Raw genomic sequence first — 17,417 nt, forward strand, 5'->3', positions numbered from 1 at the left:
GCATAGACTGGCGAATATGACCGCCACCTCATCTTTTGCGTCACAGGTAAGCCCAATACAAATTGCCGAAAAGCTTGCGCAGCTCATTCAATGCCGTACGGTCTCGCACCCGGACCGCGATGAAGAAGACCGTGCTGAGTTCACCCGTCATGTGGAACTGCTGAATCAGCTCTTCCCGGCTATCGCCGATGTCGTTGAGCAGCATACCGTGGGGATCACCGGACAACTGTGGCACTGGAAAGGGCAATCCGATGCAAAGCCACTTGTCTTGATGGCGCACCAAGATGTGGTCCCGGTGGAAAGCGAAGCGGACTGGGAATTCGCTCCCTTTGAGGGAATTATTGCCAATGGGTGGATCCACGGCCGCGGAGTTCTCGATGACAAGGGCGACCTCACCTGCATCCTGCAGGCCGCCGAAGAACTCGCCCAGATCGATTTCACCCCGAGGCAAGACGTCTACTTCTTCTTTGGGGATTGCGAGGAAATTGCCGGTCCAACGGCCACCGAGGCTGTTGAATTTTTGCGCAACCGAGGTATCACGCCGTGGATGGTCATCGATGAAGGCGGGGCAATCGCTCATGAAGCATTCCCGGGGGTGAAGATTCCGGTGGGAGTCATTGGTGTGAGTGAAAAGGGGATCATGGACCTCCTACTTGAGGCACAAGACTCGGGTGGACACGCGTCGGCACCACCAAACTTTGGCGCTGTGCAGCGAATTGCACGAGCTATTACCAGATTGCAACGCAAGCCATTCCCGGCAATCATTCATCCGGTAACCGAAGCAATGTTCAAACGCCTAGGGGAGAACACTCCCGGTGTTACTGGTACGGTCTTGAAAACCATTGCCAGACCCGGACGGCTTCCGGGTGAGCTGTTGGCGCGGGTTGGCGCGGAACCTGCAGCCATGGTTCGTACCACGGTTGCGGCAACGGAGCTTGAAGGAAGTGATGGCACCAACGTGCTGGCGCGCCGTGCTGCGGTCACGCTGAATATCCGTATTTCGGTCACCGAATCGGTTGCCTCAACCGTGGAGGGGATCCGAAAACGCATTTCCGATCCTCAGATCAAGCACACGGTACTTACCGCCTCGGAGCCCTCACCCATTTCACCCGTGGACAGCGATCAGTTCGCGCTTATTGAATCCTGTATGAAGGACTCTCACCCCGAAGCACTGCCCGTTCCGTACCTCATGATGGCCGCAACCGACTCACGGTTCTTTACCGGCATAAGTGAGCATGTCTACCGCTTTGCCCCGCTGGCTATGGACAAACAACAGCGTGGTGCCATTCACGGAACCAATGAATCGGTTGCCATCGAAGAATTGGCCAAGGGCGTGCAGTTTTACTCGAAACTACTCAAGGCACTGTAAATGCTGGAGGGGGGTAAGGGATGTATCGGCGCCGCGGAACGTGCCTAAGCGTTATTTGAACGGGTTGCTCGCCACATGGCGGCCAAGCATGCGGCAATGATCAGCGCAGTAGCCCCTAGACCATAGAGCGCGCCGGAACCCTTGGGTGTCACCGAGTCCTGGGTAGATTTCATATAAGTACGCTGCAGGGTAGCCGCGGACTTGCCGATGGACTTGCCGGCCTGCTTGGCATGCCTCTTCCGGCCCTCGAGTGTTGAAAGAACATCTTTCGATGCTGTGGAGAACGCCTGGACATCAAGCTTGTCGAGGGCAGATCGAAGAGAGTCTTCAAGATGTTGCGGGTACTCGACCTTTGTTTTCTTGGCCCAGTGGGCAAGTTGATCGGTAATGGCTTTGAACTGCTTCTCGGTCTTATTCATGTGCTATCTCCCAGCGACGCTCAATAATCTCAGACTAAGCATGTCACGCGTCGGATAGGAGTAGCGAACAGTGAATCAAAAAACCTTACTAGAACATACGTTCTAGCTGTTTGTTTGTGGCACTCATGCGCCATTCTGCCCATTGCCACATCCTGAAGGCAAAAGCCATGGGGTGCGAGTGAAGCGCACCTGCCCCATGGCTATAGATACGAGTATCGTGGCGCATAGGTGGCAGCTAGTGGAAGACCAGGCGAGGGAAACGAGCTTAAGCGAACATGTCTAAACGAAGCGACGCACGAGTCCGCGAACTCCTAGCCTCCATGGCAAATGTCACCGCAGACCTCAGTGTCGATGTCATAGCCCACCAATTAGTCATTGAAGCAATGAATACCTTCGGCGCGACCGCCGGACTACTCGAACTCACCGGCGCCACTCAGGCCCAAGGACAAATCGCTAAAGGCAAAGATGCCCTAGAACTTATTGACATCTCACACCACGAAGAACCCAAACGCCTACGCATAGAGCTCAAAACCCGTGGAGAACGCCTAGGCAAACTAACCCTAGGGCCCAAGAACGGCAAAGACCGTTACTCCAAATACGATAAGGAACTCGCCTCAGCGCTCGCCGGAGCCGCCGGAGTGGCCCTAGAAAATGCCCAACTCTACCAAGACACCTCGGATCGGGTCCGCTGGCTCGAAGCTACTGCCACCATCGGATCACTTCTGGGCGGGGATAAGCAACAAACCCGGGGACTGGACAATGTTGCAGAGCTAGCCCGCCAAGAAGCGAGAGCAAAATACTCATTCATCCTCACTCCCTTGGGAGAAAGCGAAACGCAGAAACATTCCTACCGCATCGCGGGGATTAGCCAGAACGTTCACCCAAGCCTCGCCGGTCGCATTATCACCAAGAACGCCACTGAATGGCCCAAACCGCGTGATGACACCGGCACACTGCTCCTCATGAGACCCGAACCCGTACTACCCCTGGGCGAAATTGCCGATGGCGGACATACCCTGCTCACCGAACTCCATGCCCGAAACACTCATTACGGAATCTTGCTCATGATCAGGGAATTGGGACAACCAAGTTATCGGCCCATCGAAACCCAAATGGCCCAAATCTTCGCATCCAATACCGCCCAAGGCATCGGCTTAGTCCAAGCACATCACCTACACGAGGAGGTACGCCTCTACCTAGAACGCGAACGCATCGCCAGGGACCTACATGACATAGTCATCCAACGCATCTTCGCGGCAGGACTAAGCATCAGCGCACTGGCCAAACACCTACCCACTGACAAAACCCGCGAACGCGCCCAAAGCATTGCCCAAGAACTCGACACCACCATCGCCGAGCTACGTGCCACCATCTACTCGCTACGCACCGGCACCGAAGACCATGAACAACCCAGCAGTCGAATCCTGCGCACCATCAAACTCGCCAGCGAATCGCTCACCTTCACCCCGCGAGTGCACCTGGGAGATGGGCTGGACACGCTAAACGATGAAACCCTGCTCGCCCACCTGCAAGCGGTCATCACCGAATCAATCACCAACGTGGTGCGCCACGCCCACGCACACACCCTGTCTATCGATGTAAGAATCAAGAAGCAAAGCCTCGAACTCACGGTGAACGATGACGGAATGGGAATCAGCACACCAAACTCGGAAAGCGGAATAGCAAATATGCGCCAACGCGCCAGCGAACTCGGCGGAAACCTCACCATCAACACCGATCCCAGCGAAGGCACGCTCCTCACCTGGGCAATCCCGCTCCCGGCCAACTAAACCAACCAGCGACCGTACAAGCTGCAACCCGCTCAGGTCCCGCCATCATGTGGCCCAGCGGGCGGATGAGTAACAAAAACAGCAGCCTGCGTACGCGATTCAAACCCCAATTTCGCCAGCATTGAAGAGACGTAATTCTTCACCGTCTTCTCCGCCAAACGCATGCGCTCGCCGATTTGTCTATTGCTCATGCCCTCACCCACAAGTTCAAGAACTCGACGTTCCTGAGCCGTGAGTAGTCGCATGCGTGGGTCCGGATTGTCGTGGGTGAAAAGTCCGGAGATGATGCGTTGTTTGAGCCCGGGGGTGAATAATGATTCTCCGCGTGCTGCCCTGCGTAGCGCGCCGATCAGATCGTTGCCGGCAATTTGTTTGAGAACGTAGCCCACGGCACCGGCAAGAACCGCTCCGCGCAGTGCTTGTTCATCGTCGTAGCTGGTCAGGATCAGGCAGTTTAATGTTCCATCGATGGAACGTACATCGCGGCACACCTCGATTCCTGTCCCGTCGGGGAGCCGTGCATCGAGTACCGAAACATCTGGGCGTAGGGCCGGGATTTGTTTGCGGGCATCCTTGGCGCTGCCAGAAGTGCCAACCACTTCGAATCCTTCACCCTCGAGTAACTCGGCAAGCCCGCGGCGTACAAGTTCGTGATCATCAAGGATAAATACGCGAATGGGAGCCGTTGCGGGTTCTTCTGCCGGGGGGAGTGCGGGGGAACCTGCTGCCGTTGCGTCGTCCATGTCCGCCACTTCCGATCCCGAAGAGTTTGAGGTTTCACCTAGTATTTCAATTCTTGGCCGCGGCATGGTCTCTGGGCAAGGGGCCAAAGACCCGACGTGGAAAAGTACCAGCCTGCCACGAGAGTTATCGAGGATTACGCCTGCAGACCCAGCAGGGTCCTGACCCGGTCATACTTGCGCGCAAGTCGTTCTTGTACATCCTGCGGCAAAAGGGCGGTGCGGGCCGGGTCTGTGTTATCCGCCAAATCACCGCGCTTAACGAGCAATGCGGTGGGGTTCGCTGCTACGCGAGCGCAATAGTCATCGAGTGGTTCGCCAGAACGTTTGGTCACCGCCTGCACTGCGGTAATAACCTGGGCAGGGATTTCCGCTGCCGTTAGATCTTCGGCGGTGACGTCGCAATCCTCCAGGACGTCGTGAAGCCATGCCGCGGCAACTGCGCAATCATCGCCACCCAGCCCGCGTACGGTCGCGGCCACGCGTTCGGGATGCAGGATATAGTCCGCTCCGGCCTTATCCGTCTGACCAAGGTGTGCGTTACACGCGATATCTTGTGCAATCTGTAGATAACTTTGCTGGCTCATGATCTGCCTTCCGGACGTTGGTAACCTGCCCTTTGAGCTTAGCGAGAGCATAAGACAAATGGCGCAACGAGCTGATTTAGGTGGTTCTCTGCTCCGGCGGATAGGAGATATTCGGTCCGTCCACGCGTGCAAATGATGTGAGTGTGTGGGCGCTGACCTTGGTAGCGGAGAAAATATCGAGGACTTCGATGCCGCGGATCAGCAGCGCGTCTCCAATCAGTGAGGGGTGGCAACGCCAGGGCAGAACCTCGGCACACATGATGGCCAGATCATTTGATTCGGCAAGGCTTATGAGCCGATCGATGCCTTCGAGAAAGGGCTGGGTTTGCATGTAGTCTGCATAACCACGGAACGATTCGTTGTGCCAGCCAGTATTGATTGAATCCTTGTGGGTGGGCCGTAGCCCTCCGAGCTCTGTGAGCCGCTGATAGGCAATTGCCGATTTTGGAAGGGTGAGTGCTAAATCTTCGCCATCGAATTGTGGGTTGTGCCGGGAGCGCGGGATCGTGCGGATGTCCACCAGCTGTTTGATGCCGTGTGTGCGCAAGACGTCAATGAATTCCTCGAGCTCATGCGTTGAATGCCCGATGGTAAAAATGCGGGTGGCACTCATTTGAACCCCCAACCTTCCGTTACTAGGCAGCATGCGCAGCAAGTGAATCGCTCTAATACCTTCAGCGTAAGGGCACAGCGCACCTAATCACATCCAGGAAGCCGTATCTTTGAGCGCCAGCCACTGTGCACGGGTGATCGCGTATTGCACGTCTCCCTGCTCATCACCGGGAATATGCACCGGCCAATCGGCCTGTAAGGTTCGTACCAATCTCATGCCGGAATTTTCCATCACCTTGCGTGAAGCTACGTGAACGGCCATGGTGTTGGCGATGACCCGTTCGATGTGCGGAAAGCTAAAGGCATGGGAAATAAGTGCCCGTGATCCTTCGGTGGCCAAACCCAAACCCCAATAACGCTGAGCAAGACGGTAGCCGAGTTCGGGTTCCGTGGGGGATGCGCCGGGTTCTGGGCGTAGATGAAACCAGCCCATGAAGTCGCCAGTCTTGGTAGACTCGGCGGCCCAAAAGCCGAAGCCCGGGGTGTGCCGATAGTAATCCAGAAATGCGGGAAGAACCTCGTCCCGCATTTCTTCTCGTGGCGTCGGGACACCATTGGTAATGAAATGCATGACTTGTGGATCCGAATCCAGTTCCACGAGCACCTCAAGATCTGCCATGGTGAATTCACGCAACATCAACCGCTCGGTGCGTAGCAAGATGCTCATGTATCAGTGTGCACCCAGCTGCCACGCTCGATATATATAACCTCCAGATCGGGCGGTTGTAAGCATTTCTGACCGGCTGTCAGCTTTGTTACGTGGCTGGTTGTTCTTAGCAGCTGGAGATCTATTTCTACTCCAATAGATCAACTAGAGCGGGTCGACTGTCAGCGGACCGAAGCAGATTCAGACGTAATTCGGCCTTTGTCGCGAGTTCTGCAGGGGTTGACCCTGCACGATCGCGGCGTGCGCAATCCGATCTAAGCCCGCGCCAAGCAACGGGGTTACTGTTCTAAGTGTCATGGAAAGCGTTTCGAGATGAGTCGCACCACCATGCAGAACAAGATTTCGATGCCGATACAGCCGACGCATTGCTGAGACCATATGCTTTTTTGCTTCCATTAAAGTACCTGACGGGTTTGTCAGCAAACGTTTCACGCGTTCCTCTGCAGCGCGATCAGATGCATTTGGGAGAACTAGAGAGTTCCCGGAATGAATCCATCCTGCGACTAACTGTGCACGATCCCGGTTAGTAGATTCCTCGCCGAGATTAGCCATCTTTTTTGAAAGGACGTCAGTTTCCTCTGGAGCATGTGCGTAAGAAAGTGTTGTGAGTTCTGGACGAGGCCACGAGCATGCGGTCAACGCTGCCATCCGGTCTGCTGCAAGTACGCCACGACCTTCCTCGCTCTCGTCATCGCCACGCAGTAACAAAGCCTCCGTCGCCGACCATCCTCCGGAAATTGCCGTAGCAATTGAGCCATGATTCATAGGTGCTGCGAGTTCCAAGGCATTGTCCAGTAGAGTTCGTTCTTGCACGGCGTACAGACGTTGCTCACGTACCAAAGACAGAACGAAACCCCCTCGTCCTGGTCTCTGCAGGGGTAGGGGAGCCGAACGCCCCTGAACTACAAGTAGTCCAAAGTCTTTGAGTTTAGTAAGTTTTCGGCTATATGTGGCCCGAGCCTTCAATCGATCGACTATTTCTCGAACTTCCTCTGCAGCGGATCGGGAATTAAACCCGCGGAGTGATACAGCTATTGAAGAAAAAGCTGGAGCTGAGCAAGTATACTGCGTGAGCTAACTGCTCACGCCCCAACTTTGGAATGAGCTCGGAAAATTGGCGGAAGCGGACTCATAACCAGACTTTCCTTTGCAGCTGGACCAAGAATGACTGGGTTACAGCACTCAAACCTGATGGCCAGACTAAATCATCCGTTCAGCATTCGTGCTGGTGCCAATTGGGGTGGGCCCAAAATCCTTGAACTCGCCTTTACACGTCTGTAAACCCAGCCAACTAGGAATTAATCCCGATGCGTACCTTGCCGTTTTCGACCATCCAGCGCTGATCGAGCCTGACATTATCTAGTAAACGACGGTCGTGCGTGACCAAAAGAAGTGCACCATCGTAGGCCTCGAGTGCCTCTTCGAGTTGTTCGATGGCCGGTAGATCAAGGTGGTTGGTTGGCTCATCAAGCACCAGCAGGTTGACCCCACGAGCCTGAAGTAGCGCGAGACCCGAACGGGTACGCTCGCCCGGGGACAAATCCCGTACCAAGGAAGCCGTCTGGTGTGCCTTGAGCCCAAACTTGGCGAGCAAGGTACGGGCATCGGCGGGCGACATTTCCGGAACCGCCAACTCGAAAGCTTCGCCCAGCGCCACGTCTTCGCCCAGGTAACTACGCGCCTGATCAATCTCGCCAATGGCCACCGAGGAACCCAATGACGCCGAACCCGTATCCGGGGCAAGATGACCCAACAGCAGATTCAGCAGTGTTGATTTTCCTGCACCATTGGGGCCGGTGATACCGATGCGATCTCCGGCGCTTACCTGGGCAGAGACCGGACCGAGGGTGAAATCCCCACGGGTGATCGAAACATCATTGAGCGTTGAAACAACCGTTGAACCACGCGGGGCCGAGGCAATCTCAAATTGCAAAACCCATTCCTTGCGAGGCTCGGCAACCTCATCCAGGCGGGCAATGCGTGATTCCATTTGACGGACCTTTTGCGCCTGCTTTTCCGAAGACTCGGAGTTTGCCTTGCGCCGAATTTTGTCATTATCCGGTGCCTTTTTCATTGCATTGCGGACACCTGCCGAAGACCATTCACGTTGGGTGCGGGCACGAGAAACAAGATCGGCTTTCTTGTCGGCGAACTCATCATAGGCCTCGCGAGCATGGCGACGATTGATGGCACGTTCTTCAAGGTAGGAGTCGTAGCCACCGTCGTACACGGCAACCGAGTTCTGCGCCAGATCTAATTCAACGATGCGCGTGACGCAGCGGGCCAAGAATTCACGGTCGTGGGAAACCAACACCACACCGGTTCGCAGTGAGGAAACAAAGGATTCAAGACGTTCGAGCCCGGCCAGATCAAGATCATTTGTCGGCTCATCAAGCAACACAAGATCAAAGCGGGAGAGCAGCAACGCGGCCAAAGCAACGCGGGCAACCTGGCCACCGGAAAGCGCGGTCATGAGCGTATCGGTCGGCAGATCAAAACCGAGCTCGGCAAGGATCCCCGGTGCGCGGTCCTCAAGATCCATGGCCCCCGAAGCCATCCAGTGATCAAAGGCGAGCGCGTAGGCATCATCGGCACCCGGTGCGCCAGAACCCAGTGCCTCGGCAGTAGATTCCATGGCAGTGGTTGCCGCTGCACACCCGGTGCGGCGCGCAAGATAGCCCTCAATGGTTTCACCAATGATGCGTTCGTGTTCCTGGGGTAGCCAGCCAATGAACGCGCCATCGGGTGCGCTTGAGACACTGCCACCCAGTGGCTCATCAACACCTGCAAGTAGGCGCAGGAGCGTGGATTTACCGGCACCGTTGGCACCCACCACGCCGATGACGTCTCCCGGAGTTACGGTAAAGCTCAGTGCGGAGAAGAGGGTTCGGTGGGCGTGGCCACCGGCAAGATCCTTGGCCACGAGTGTTGCAGTCATGAAACTAGTTTAGACAGTTCACACTGCCGCGCCCGACCACTGGTGAACTGGGGCACAGGCAACTAGCTAGCGTAGGTAGGCCGAGCTCATCCATCCGGTTCGCGTACCAATCTTTACTTGAACCCAGGTTCCCGATTTCTTGCCGGTAAGCGAGACCTTGGTTCCCTTTTTAGCGGTGAGCAAGACGGCCGAGGAAGTATTGGCAGACTTGCGTAGGTTCAGATTGGCGGTGGTTACCTTGGTGGAGCTGCTGGATGAGTTTTTCGGGGAAGTTTTGGTGGGTGCGGGCTTGGGTGAAGAAGCAACACCGTAGTAGTGCTCGAGGGTCTTTGATTTCTTTTTGGCCATGTCTTTGGCCTGTTCAGTACCAACATAGCGGAAATGCCAAGGCTCGTAGTTGTAGCCGGTGACTTTCTCCTGCCCCTTGGGGTAGCGCAGAATAAAACCATGCTTGGAGGCATTCTTAGCCATCCATCTACCCACCTGAGTGGATTCGAAGCATGCCTGCAAGGCGCATTTACGGTTGTAGTTTCCAACATCAACCGTTAGTCCGGTTTGGTGCTCCGAGGTACCTGGTTTGGCGGCAATTCGTTGGGCGTAGGCGGAGCCATATTGCCGAGTATATTTGTCCATGAGGTAGCTCTGCGTCGCATACGACCGGTAGCCGGAGGTGAGCTTGATATTCACACCGTCCTTCTTCGCGGCCTTAGCCAACTTTCGGTAGGCGGTTGCCGTCTGAATTTGAAGTTCGATTCCGGTACCTGAAATCGTTGACGTTTTTGGTTTGTAGTTCTTGGGAATCAACGGATATTTCTTGTTAACCAGCACGTTGATCTTGGCCGGGTCGCGTGGAACCGGTTTTTTGTTGGCAAGCTGTTGGCTCTGGGAAACCAAAACGGAGTCAACCAGTTGGACGCTTGTTGATGGTGTGCTCAGCGCAAGTGCCGAACCAGAAGTGAAAGAAAGCGATACCGTCAGCAACGCTGTGGCCAAGAGTGCCGATAAACGTAGTTCCTTACGCATGTAGTTCTCACTTCCAGTTCGTTCAAATACCCCCATACGCAATCATCGGTGGAGCCGGGGCGTTAGGAAGTATCCTAGCCACTTTCGGTAGCAAATAGCGCTGAATGTGGGTTGAAGATCCCACTGGAGATGTAAAAGATATTGCTGATAATGATCAAGGCGATGTTGGTGCCAAGATACATGGCTGTTGTCAGTGCAGGGACGATGTCCGGATTAATGGTGTAGGCGAAGAAGCTACGTAGTCCCGCATCAAGAAAAAACCCTAGCCCCCACACCACAGTCGAGATCCTCCACATGCGTCGAAACCGTGGGGCAGCTTTCCAATGCACTTCCCAATTGCCGGGCCAGTGCATGCGACCCTCAATCAGGGGTCTAGTGAAGGTATAAACGATGGGCCGTTCGGTGCGTATTGAGTATATGAACCATGCCCCGGTTCCCGCGGTGATTGCTGCATCCCTTGCCATCAGGAATTGTGGTGAACCGGGAATGAATGCCAGCAACGTTGCGGCCAAGGACACCAATGAAAAGTACGTGGTGATAATCGAGGCACCTGTGCGCCTGCGAACCAAACTCCAGATTGCCGGAACCCCAGTTGCGACAGCGACGATCACCAAGCTTAGATAAATCGATAAGCCGAAGGCGCGCAACACATAGTAGAGCGCTGGAGGTAGCGCAATTGCAGCAAGGAATAATAGCGCCGCGAGCCACCGAGGTTTGGTGGAACGTGGTGCTGATTGACCAGTCGAATCAGGGTGTTGTGGCACGGGCTCGCGATGCTAGGTGTTGTGTTCTGCCCGGTACACGTGCACCATTGCGTTTGCGTGTCCGTGGCCAATACCGTGCTCGGTTTTCAGCCAATTCACTTGTTCAAGGTGTTTAGCTTCGGTGACAGTATCGAGCAAGCTCATCCAGTGTCCAATGGGGTGGCCATATTTTGCTTCGATGGAGGGGAAATAGGATCTGGGGCCTTTAGCCGCTTCGCTCATGATCCAATCCGAACACAATCGACTTTCTGTCACAAGAGAAAGCCGGCAAGAAGGCAAGTTTTCTAGTTGGTGTGGTGAGAGTGACTTTGTACCCTAGCGACACGTGCCACGCAGGAGCAAGATGAAATTACGCCGAAAGAACCACCACGGAAACTAGCGGGTTACGATTCGCGCAAGACCAAGGAAAATTCTAGGAGCGTACACATGCGAGTTCCTCCCGCATCACGTGCCAGCAGCATGCGAATGGACCGGGGAACATGATGAAAGGCAAGGAGATCTAGACCATGAAGCGGTTTACTGAATGGCAGAACTGGCTAGTGGTGGCAGCCGGTGTTTACACGCTGCTCGCCATGACATGGACCAATGCGGTGGGTTCCTCTAACGCCTATATGACCAGCGGCGGTATCGCCCTGATCGTCATTGGCGCAATTAACCTGGTGGCAACGGGTCAGCCGATTGCTGAATGGGTTCAAGTGATCGTAGCTCTGGCAGTCGTTGCAGCCCCTTGGATGGGAAGCTTCGCCTCCGGCACACCGGGAGTCGCTTGGAATACCTGGGTACCAGGTGTTGTAGCACTTGCTGCTTCGGCCTTGGCAATTCAGCCAGCAATGAAGGTTTACCACGAGCATCATGCGGTAGGTTCACACTAATAGTGTGAATCCTCCATGCAGTGCCCAAGTAGGAAATTGACGATGTGGGATCCGGTGAGACCGGGTCCCACATCCATGTGCGAGACGGTCAATGTGGCGCTTTTAGTCGAAATAGTGAATAGTCAGCGACCATAAGTGCGTGGTGCATTGTGGTTTTATATGAGTGCTTCGGAGCTAATCTCAATTATCCAGACCTTGTATGGGGAATTGAGAACTTCCTTCTCAGGGGATGCTGGGGAAGCATCTGCGCGGAAGCGAGCCGAGAAATTGACGTATACGCCGAGTGTGCCGCGAAGCAGAAACAAAGCACGTGGCGATTACCGCGATAAGGTTCATAATATGTTGCTACGAACCGAAGAACTTGAAGACCGTCCCGCGATTAGCAAACTAGTAGCTAGAGCCTTTGCCGACCAAGCAAAAGGGGGGGAACCGGGTGAAGTTGCTCTTTTGGAGCAGCTTTATGCGTGCGATGAATACATTCAGCAGTTCTCGGTTGTGGCACTCGTTGAAGATCAGATTGTTGGCCACGTTATAGCAACTCGCGGTTGGTTAGATGGTGATGTCCCGCTTTTGGGTTTGGGTCCCATCGCGGTAGATCCAGAATTTCAGGGCAAGGGGATCGGTGGTGCGTTGCTTAATGAGATCCGCGACCGGGCGATCGCTGCAGGAGAACGGGGCATTATTTTGTTGGGGCATACGACGTATTACCCGCGGTTTGGTTACGTTCCTGCGATTCCTGCTGGCATCATTCCCTCAGACGTTTCATGGGGAGACCACTTCATGGCGCTACAACTGGGCGATAAGGAGCTTCCACAAGGGAAGTTTATCTACGCAGCACCATTTGGGGTGTAGCGGTATCGGGAAGCCGTCACCGAAAACGGGTTGCCCGATTTGGGAGACCGTGAAGTTAATCCGCTAAACGCCATGGGCCGGGAGTTCTCAGTAAGGAGTCATCCCGGCCCATGGCGTTTTCCTTGGGCTATTTCTTAGCCATCCACATAGTTGCGCAGCTTGGTGGTGAGCTCAAGAAGGGTCTTGAACTCTTCCTCGGAAAGCGCGCCACCAATGAGCTGATGGATACCCTTGACGTGTTCGCGGCCAATTGCCTTTTGGAGCTTGGCCCCTTTTTCGGTCAGCGTGAAGAGTACTGCTCGCTGATCAGTGGGATCCGCAGCTCGCGAGACTAAACCCTTCTGTTCCAGCCGATCTGCCATGCGGCTGAGGCTTGGCTGAGAGATCAGCAAGTGCTGATTCAAGTCCGAGAGCCGGGAAGAACCCGAGGGGCACCTCGAGAGGTTGAAGAGCACGTCATACTCGCGAGTGCTTAATTCCTTGAACTCGGGTAGCTTCTGCAACCGGCGCATGACCGAGACCTGCGCGCGGAAGAGCGACTCCCAGGCTGTATTTGAGTCACGTAATGACGCTGGATTAGGCATTGGTCTTCCCGACGGCAAGCTTTGCATCGCGTGCCGCAACACGGTTTGCGTGGGTTGGCGCCTCGGGGTGATCCGCTGGCTTGCGTGAGTCCAGTTCCTTGCGGAGTTCCGGCAGCACATACTCGCCGAAGAGATCAAGCTGTTCCAGCACGGTCTTGACCGGCAAGCCTGCGTGATCCACCAAGAAGAGCTGGCGGTGATAGTTGCCGAAGGCCTCCTGGAACGTGAGGGTCTTTTCGATCATTTCCTGTGGCGAACCAACAGTCAGCGGAGTCTGCTCCATGAAGTCTTCCATGGAGGGCCCGTGGCCGTAGACCGGCGCGTTGTTGAAGTACGGGCGGAACTCGTTCTTGGCGTCCTGGGAGTTCTTGCGGATGAAGAACTGGCCGCCCAGGCCCACGATTGCCTGGTCCGCGCGGCCGTGGCCGTAGTGCTCGTAGCGTTCGCGGTAGAGATCGATCAGCTGCTGGTAGTGCTCCTTGGGCCAGAAGATGTTGTTGGCGAAGAAGCCGTCGCCGTAGTAGGCGGCGATCTCGGCGACCTGCGGGGTGCGGATTGAACCGTGCCAGACAAATGGAGCAACATCATCCAGCGGGCGCGGGGTGGAGGTGAAGTTTTGCAGCGGGGTGCGGTACTTGCCTTCCCAGTTCACGACGTCCTCGTCCCAGAGGCGGCGCAGCAGGTTGTAGTTTTCCACGGTCAGGTTCACCGAGTCCTGCATGTTTTTACCGAACCACGGGTAGACCGGGGCGGTGTTGCCGCGGCCCAGTACCAAATCCACGCGGCCTCCGGAGAGGTTCTGTAGCATGGCGAAGTCCTCGGCGATCTTCACCGGGTCGTTGGTGGTGATCAGCGTGGTGGCCGTGGAGAGGATCAGTTTCTCGGTCTGCGCCGCAATGTAAGCCAGCGTGGTGGTGGGGGACGAGGAGAAGAACGGGCGGTTGTGGTGCTCGCCAATGGCGAAGACGTCCATGCCAACTTCTTCGGTCTTCTTGGCGATGGCAACGATGTCATCGATGCGCTGTTTTTCGCTAGGGGTGTTGCCGGTGGTTGGGTCGCGGGTGATGTCGCTGACCGAGAAAATGCCGAACTGCATGAGAGATTCCTCCGTGAATGGTCTGGCTTATATTGTGCCACATTTGTATGCGTTTGCATGTAATAGCGCTGTCGTCAGTGGAAATATTCCAACTGCTCCTGTGAAGCACCTCACGTCAGGGCGTGCATCGCGATATAGTCCGGCTATGGACCCAATGACTTCTCCCCGCGAGCAAGTACCAGCACACGTTCCCGTGCCGTGGAAGGCTGTGGGCGCAATTGTTGGATTCTTGGCGGTTGTCGAAATTACCAGCGGAATCTTGCAGGGCTACTACACGCCGCTCATGACCGATATTGCGCGGCATCTGGGCATCCATGATGCTGATGTCAACTGGTTTGAAGCGGCCCAACTCATGGTCTCTGCCTTGGCCGTCCCGCTGCTGGCTTCTATGGGCGATATCTTTGGACACAAGAAGATGCTGCTGCTCTCGGCAATCGTTACGGCGGTTGCCTCCTGGGCAGTAGTATTTTCGGGATCTTTTACAACTTTCTTGATTGCCTGGGCATTCCAGGGCTTCTACGCCGTGTGGCTTCCCCTTGAAATTGCCCTGATCTTTTCGCGAGCCAGAAAACTAGGAACACCGGGACCCATCACCCGACGGGCCGCAGGAATCTTGGTGGGAGCCCTTGAATTTGGTGTCATCGTAGGTGCGCTTGCGGGCGGTGCATTAATCAGTGTTTTCGGTGGAAACCTTGCCTTGACCATGACGATCCCCGCGATCGCCACCACCTTATGTGTCTTTGCCGTTGGCTTCGGCGTACCCGATGACGGGGATCGCAGCGGCGCCAAGATCGATGGTGGCGGATTTATCTACCTGGCCATTGGTTTGCTTCTGTTGACCAGCGGATTGAGCTTCCTACGCATCAACGGCCCGGCAAGTCCTCTGGTCTGGGGTTCGCTAGTTGCCGGGCTGCTCATGCTCTACGTGTTCTACCGGCATGAAAACAAACAAGAGGACCCGCTGATTGACTTCAAGGTGCTTTTCGCCCGCTCCATGTGGCCGCTTCAGCTCACCGCGGGACTCTTTGGAATTTCCGTGCTTGGCGCGCAAATTCCCATGAGTACCTTTGCCCGTACCGATCCCAGCATCAATGGCTATGGGCTGGGGCTCAGTGCCTCCGGGGTTTCGGTCATCATTGGTGCTTATGTGCTCTCCATGCTGCTAGGTGCATTGGCCTTCCCTACGGTGGCGCGCTGGGTAGGAATGCGGATGTCATTGGTAGCCGCCAGCAGCCTCGTGGGAATCGGGTATCTGCTCTTTCTGCCGTTGCATGAGAATTTAACCCAAACATTGACCAACATGATTATTGCCGGTTTGGGTTCGGGCGCTCTGGTTGCGGCACTTCCCGCGGCCGCAGCAGCTGCCGCTCCATTCCACCGAACCGGTATGGCCACCGGTCTCACCAATGCGGTGAAAACGATTGGTGGTTCGTTTGCCTCGGCGGTGTTCGGTTTGGCACTCATTGGACAGGCCGTGGGAGCAGCAGCGGAGGGCACTAGCGAGAGTTTCGCTGCTCCATTAACCGGCTACATGATTGTGTGGGCCATCTGTGGCGGTGCCGCCATGATCTGCGCGCTGGCACTACTCGCGGTTCCACGCGGGGCCCTGGATGACGCACCGGTAACCGTGGAGTAGAGACGGAATCAGAAATCTTTGCAGACACCATGCTGGGATTGAAACGACAAATATTTTTCTGCCACGTCATGACGCGGTCGTGGTTTCCCCCTGATAAGTCTCAGGGGGGATCAAGACTGTTGTGCTCAGGAAGACACCGGTTTGTCCCTACGTATACGGATCATCCGTAGAACTATTCCTAATGCCAAGACTCCTAAGCCAACCGCGATAGACATGTATGGCAACGTAACTATGAGAAGTACACAGGCCATGGCCCCCAATATTTGCAGAAACCTGGGGAAGCGACGATCGGAATGTGGCTGAGTGTAGGCAGCAATGTTTGCAACCAAGTAATAGATCAGCACACCAAACGATGAGAAGCCGATGGCACCGCGTACATCTGCCATGGCGATGACCACGCAGATCAGTACGGCTAGTGTGAGCTCGGCCCGATGTGGAACCCTATATTTTGGGTGAATAGCTGATAACCAATGCGGCAGATCATGCTCTCGGGCCATGGCCAGCGTGGTACGTCCAAGGCCCGTAATGAGCGCCAGCAAGGCACCTAGCGCGGCCAGTGCCGCGGCTACCTGAACAATTGATACAGTCCAGCGTGTAGAAGTCGCCTCGGCCAGGGCACGTAATGGTGCTTGAGTGGAGGCGACTTGCTCAGGACCCAAGACAGCCAAAAGCGTGAAAGCTACGGCGCCGTAGATAACTATCGCAATGCTCAGCGCAATGCCAATGGCCCGAGGAATAGTGCGGCGCGGATTGCTGACCTCCTCGCCCATTGTCGCAATGCGTGCATAACCGGCAAAAGCAAAGAATAACAATCCACTTGATTGCAGGATGCCATACCAACCGTGTGCAAAGAGCCCAACACCTAGAACCTTAGAAGGTTCGGGTGAGGCCAACCCCCATGCCGCCGCGATAAGCACAGCGAGACCGGCGAGTACCAAAATCACCAGCAATCGCGTCAGCGCAGCGGTACGCGTGACGCCGTGATAATTCACTATTGCCAGGACGACGACCGCAGCCATGGCCAGCGGTCGCTCCCAACCGGACGGTGCAACATATGCTGCAAACGTCATGGCCATGGCAGCCGCACTCGCTGTTTTACCAATGACAAAACCCCAGCCGGCAATGAAACCCGGCCAAGGTCCGAGCCGTTCGCGCCCATAGACGTAGGTGCCACCGGAGGCTGGATATGCGGCTGCCAATTGCGCCGATGATGTCGCATTGCAGAACGCCACGAACGCAGCAATGAGCAATCCAACTAAAAGCCCCGAGCCGGCTACCTGTGCCGCAGGACTGAAAGCAACAAAAACACCGGCGCCGACCATGGAACCAATACCGATGAGGGAAGCATCGAACGTACCGAGTCGGCGAAGCATAAGCGGGGGATTAGTCACTGGGGGAGATACTGCCTTTGAAGCGTTAGGAGGTACGTGTGCTTTACATGGTTCTGCCAGCATTGCGCAGCACCGTG

At 55.5% G+C, this 17,417-nt stretch carries 18 protein-coding genes; 5 read left to right on the forward strand and 13 right to left on the reverse strand.

Translation table 11 applies throughout. The features are described 5' to 3' along the window. Positions 1–16 precede the first annotated feature (16 nt). Entirely contained in the window at positions 17–1,369 is a 1,353-nt protein-coding gene (locus tag CQ018_RS11700) for a M20/M25/M40 family metallo-hydrolase (protein WP_105550195.1), read from the forward strand. 44 nt (positions 1,370–1,413) lie between these two features. Here CQ018_RS11700 and CQ018_RS11705 read toward each other — a convergent pair whose 3' ends face one another. Further along, positions 1,414–1,788, reverse strand: a complete 375-nt coding sequence (locus CQ018_RS11705) for a hypothetical protein (RefSeq protein ID WP_105550196.1) — start codon at positions 1,786–1,788, stop codon at positions 1,414–1,416. A 275-nt stretch (positions 1,789–2,063) separates the two neighbouring features. Between CQ018_RS11705 and CQ018_RS11710 the strand changes: the two genes are divergently transcribed. Next, a complete protein-coding gene (locus tag CQ018_RS11710) occupies positions 2,064–3,578 on the forward strand; it encodes a sensor histidine kinase (protein ID WP_105550197.1) in 1,515 nt (504 codons plus the stop codon). Between the two features lie 32 nt (positions 3,579–3,610). Here CQ018_RS11710 and CQ018_RS11715 read toward each other — a convergent pair whose 3' ends face one another. The 9 genes from CQ018_RS11715 to CQ018_RS11760 form a co-directional block, all read right to left on the reverse strand. Next, positions 3,611–4,321 (reverse strand): response regulator transcription factor, encoded by a 711-nt coding sequence (locus CQ018_RS11715; RefSeq protein WP_258142574.1) that lies wholly within the window; start codon positions 4,319–4,321, stop codon positions 3,611–3,613. Between the two features lie 134 nt (positions 4,322–4,455). Next, positions 4,456–4,905 carry an HD domain-containing protein gene (locus CQ018_RS11720; protein ID WP_105550198.1) on the reverse strand — a complete coding sequence of 150 codons (450 nt, stop codon included), beginning with the start codon at positions 4,903–4,905 and terminating at the stop codon, positions 4,456–4,458. A gap of 76 nt (positions 4,906–4,981) precedes the next feature. Further along, positions 4,982–5,518, reverse strand: a complete 537-nt coding sequence (locus CQ018_RS11725; protein WP_105550199.1) for a DUF488 family protein — start codon at positions 5,516–5,518, stop codon at positions 4,982–4,984. Positions 5,519–5,605: 87 nt separating this feature from the next. Next, the gene (locus CQ018_RS11730; protein WP_105550200.1) at positions 5,606–6,184 is read right to left on the reverse strand and encodes a GNAT family N-acetyltransferase; all 579 of its coding nucleotides are present in this window, start codon (positions 6,182–6,184) and stop codon (positions 5,606–5,608) included. Positions 6,185–6,364: 180 nt separating this feature from the next. Continuing rightward, positions 6,365–6,967, reverse strand: a complete 603-nt coding sequence (locus CQ018_RS11735; protein WP_146111884.1) for a hypothetical protein — start codon at positions 6,965–6,967, stop codon at positions 6,365–6,367. A gap of 508 nt (positions 6,968–7,475) precedes the next feature. Continuing rightward, a complete protein-coding gene (locus CQ018_RS11740) occupies positions 7,476–9,122 on the reverse strand; it encodes an ABC-F family ATP-binding cassette domain-containing protein (RefSeq protein ID WP_105550202.1) in 1,647 nt (548 codons plus the stop codon). A 66-nt stretch (positions 9,123–9,188) separates the two neighbouring features. Then, the gene (locus tag CQ018_RS11745; protein WP_181149857.1) at positions 9,189–10,145 is read right to left on the reverse strand and encodes a D-alanyl-D-alanine carboxypeptidase family protein; all 957 of its coding nucleotides are present in this window, start codon (positions 10,143–10,145) and stop codon (positions 9,189–9,191) included. Positions 10,146–10,219: 74 nt separating this feature from the next. Then, positions 10,220–10,909, reverse strand: coding sequence for a VC0807 family protein (locus CQ018_RS19865; protein WP_146111885.1), 690 nt, complete (start codon positions 10,907–10,909; stop codon positions 10,220–10,222). A 12-nt stretch (positions 10,910–10,921) separates the two neighbouring features. Continuing rightward, positions 10,922–11,131, reverse strand: a complete 210-nt coding sequence (locus CQ018_RS11760; protein WP_105550206.1) for a DUF4287 domain-containing protein — start codon at positions 11,129–11,131, stop codon at positions 10,922–10,924. 284 nt (positions 11,132–11,415) lie between these two features. Here CQ018_RS11760 and CQ018_RS11765 point away from each other — a divergent pair, with 284 nt between their 5' ends. Beyond that, positions 11,416–11,781 carry a hypothetical protein gene (locus tag CQ018_RS11765; protein WP_105550207.1) on the forward strand — a complete coding sequence of 122 codons (366 nt, stop codon included), beginning with the start codon at positions 11,416–11,418 and terminating at the stop codon, positions 11,779–11,781. Positions 11,782–11,916: 135 nt separating this feature from the next. Further along, a complete protein-coding gene (locus CQ018_RS11770) occupies positions 11,917–12,633 on the forward strand; it encodes a GNAT family N-acetyltransferase (protein ID WP_146111886.1) in 717 nt (238 codons plus the stop codon). Positions 12,634–12,767: 134 nt separating this feature from the next. On the opposite strand, the gene CQ018_RS11775 is transcribed toward CQ018_RS11770, so the two are convergent. Both CQ018_RS11775 and CQ018_RS11780 read right to left on the reverse strand, forming a co-directional pair. Next, positions 12,768–13,217, reverse strand: a complete 450-nt coding sequence (locus CQ018_RS11775; protein ID WP_105550209.1) for a MarR family winged helix-turn-helix transcriptional regulator — start codon at positions 13,215–13,217, stop codon at positions 12,768–12,770. Further along, positions 13,210–14,313 carry an LLM class flavin-dependent oxidoreductase gene (locus CQ018_RS11780; protein ID WP_105550210.1) on the reverse strand — a complete coding sequence of 368 codons (1,104 nt, stop codon included), beginning with the start codon at positions 14,311–14,313 and terminating at the stop codon, positions 13,210–13,212. Before CQ018_RS11780 ends, CQ018_RS11775 begins: the two co-directional genes overlap by 8 nt. A gap of 145 nt (positions 14,314–14,458) precedes the next feature. Here CQ018_RS11780 and CQ018_RS11785 point away from each other — a divergent pair, with 145 nt between their 5' ends. Further along, entirely contained in the window at positions 14,459–15,949 is a 1,491-nt protein-coding gene (locus tag CQ018_RS11785) for an MFS transporter (RefSeq protein WP_105550211.1), read from the forward strand. Between the two features lie 125 nt (positions 15,950–16,074). Here CQ018_RS11785 and CQ018_RS11790 read toward each other — a convergent pair whose 3' ends face one another. Further along, positions 16,075–17,322, reverse strand: coding sequence for an APC family permease (locus CQ018_RS11790; RefSeq protein WP_374954201.1), 1,248 nt, complete (start codon positions 17,320–17,322; stop codon positions 16,075–16,077). Positions 17,323–17,417: the final 95 nt, after the last annotated feature.

This window comes from Arthrobacter sp. MYb227 (assembly GCF_002975435.1).
GTDB lineage: Bacteria > Actinomycetota > Actinomycetes > Actinomycetales > Micrococcaceae > Paeniglutamicibacter.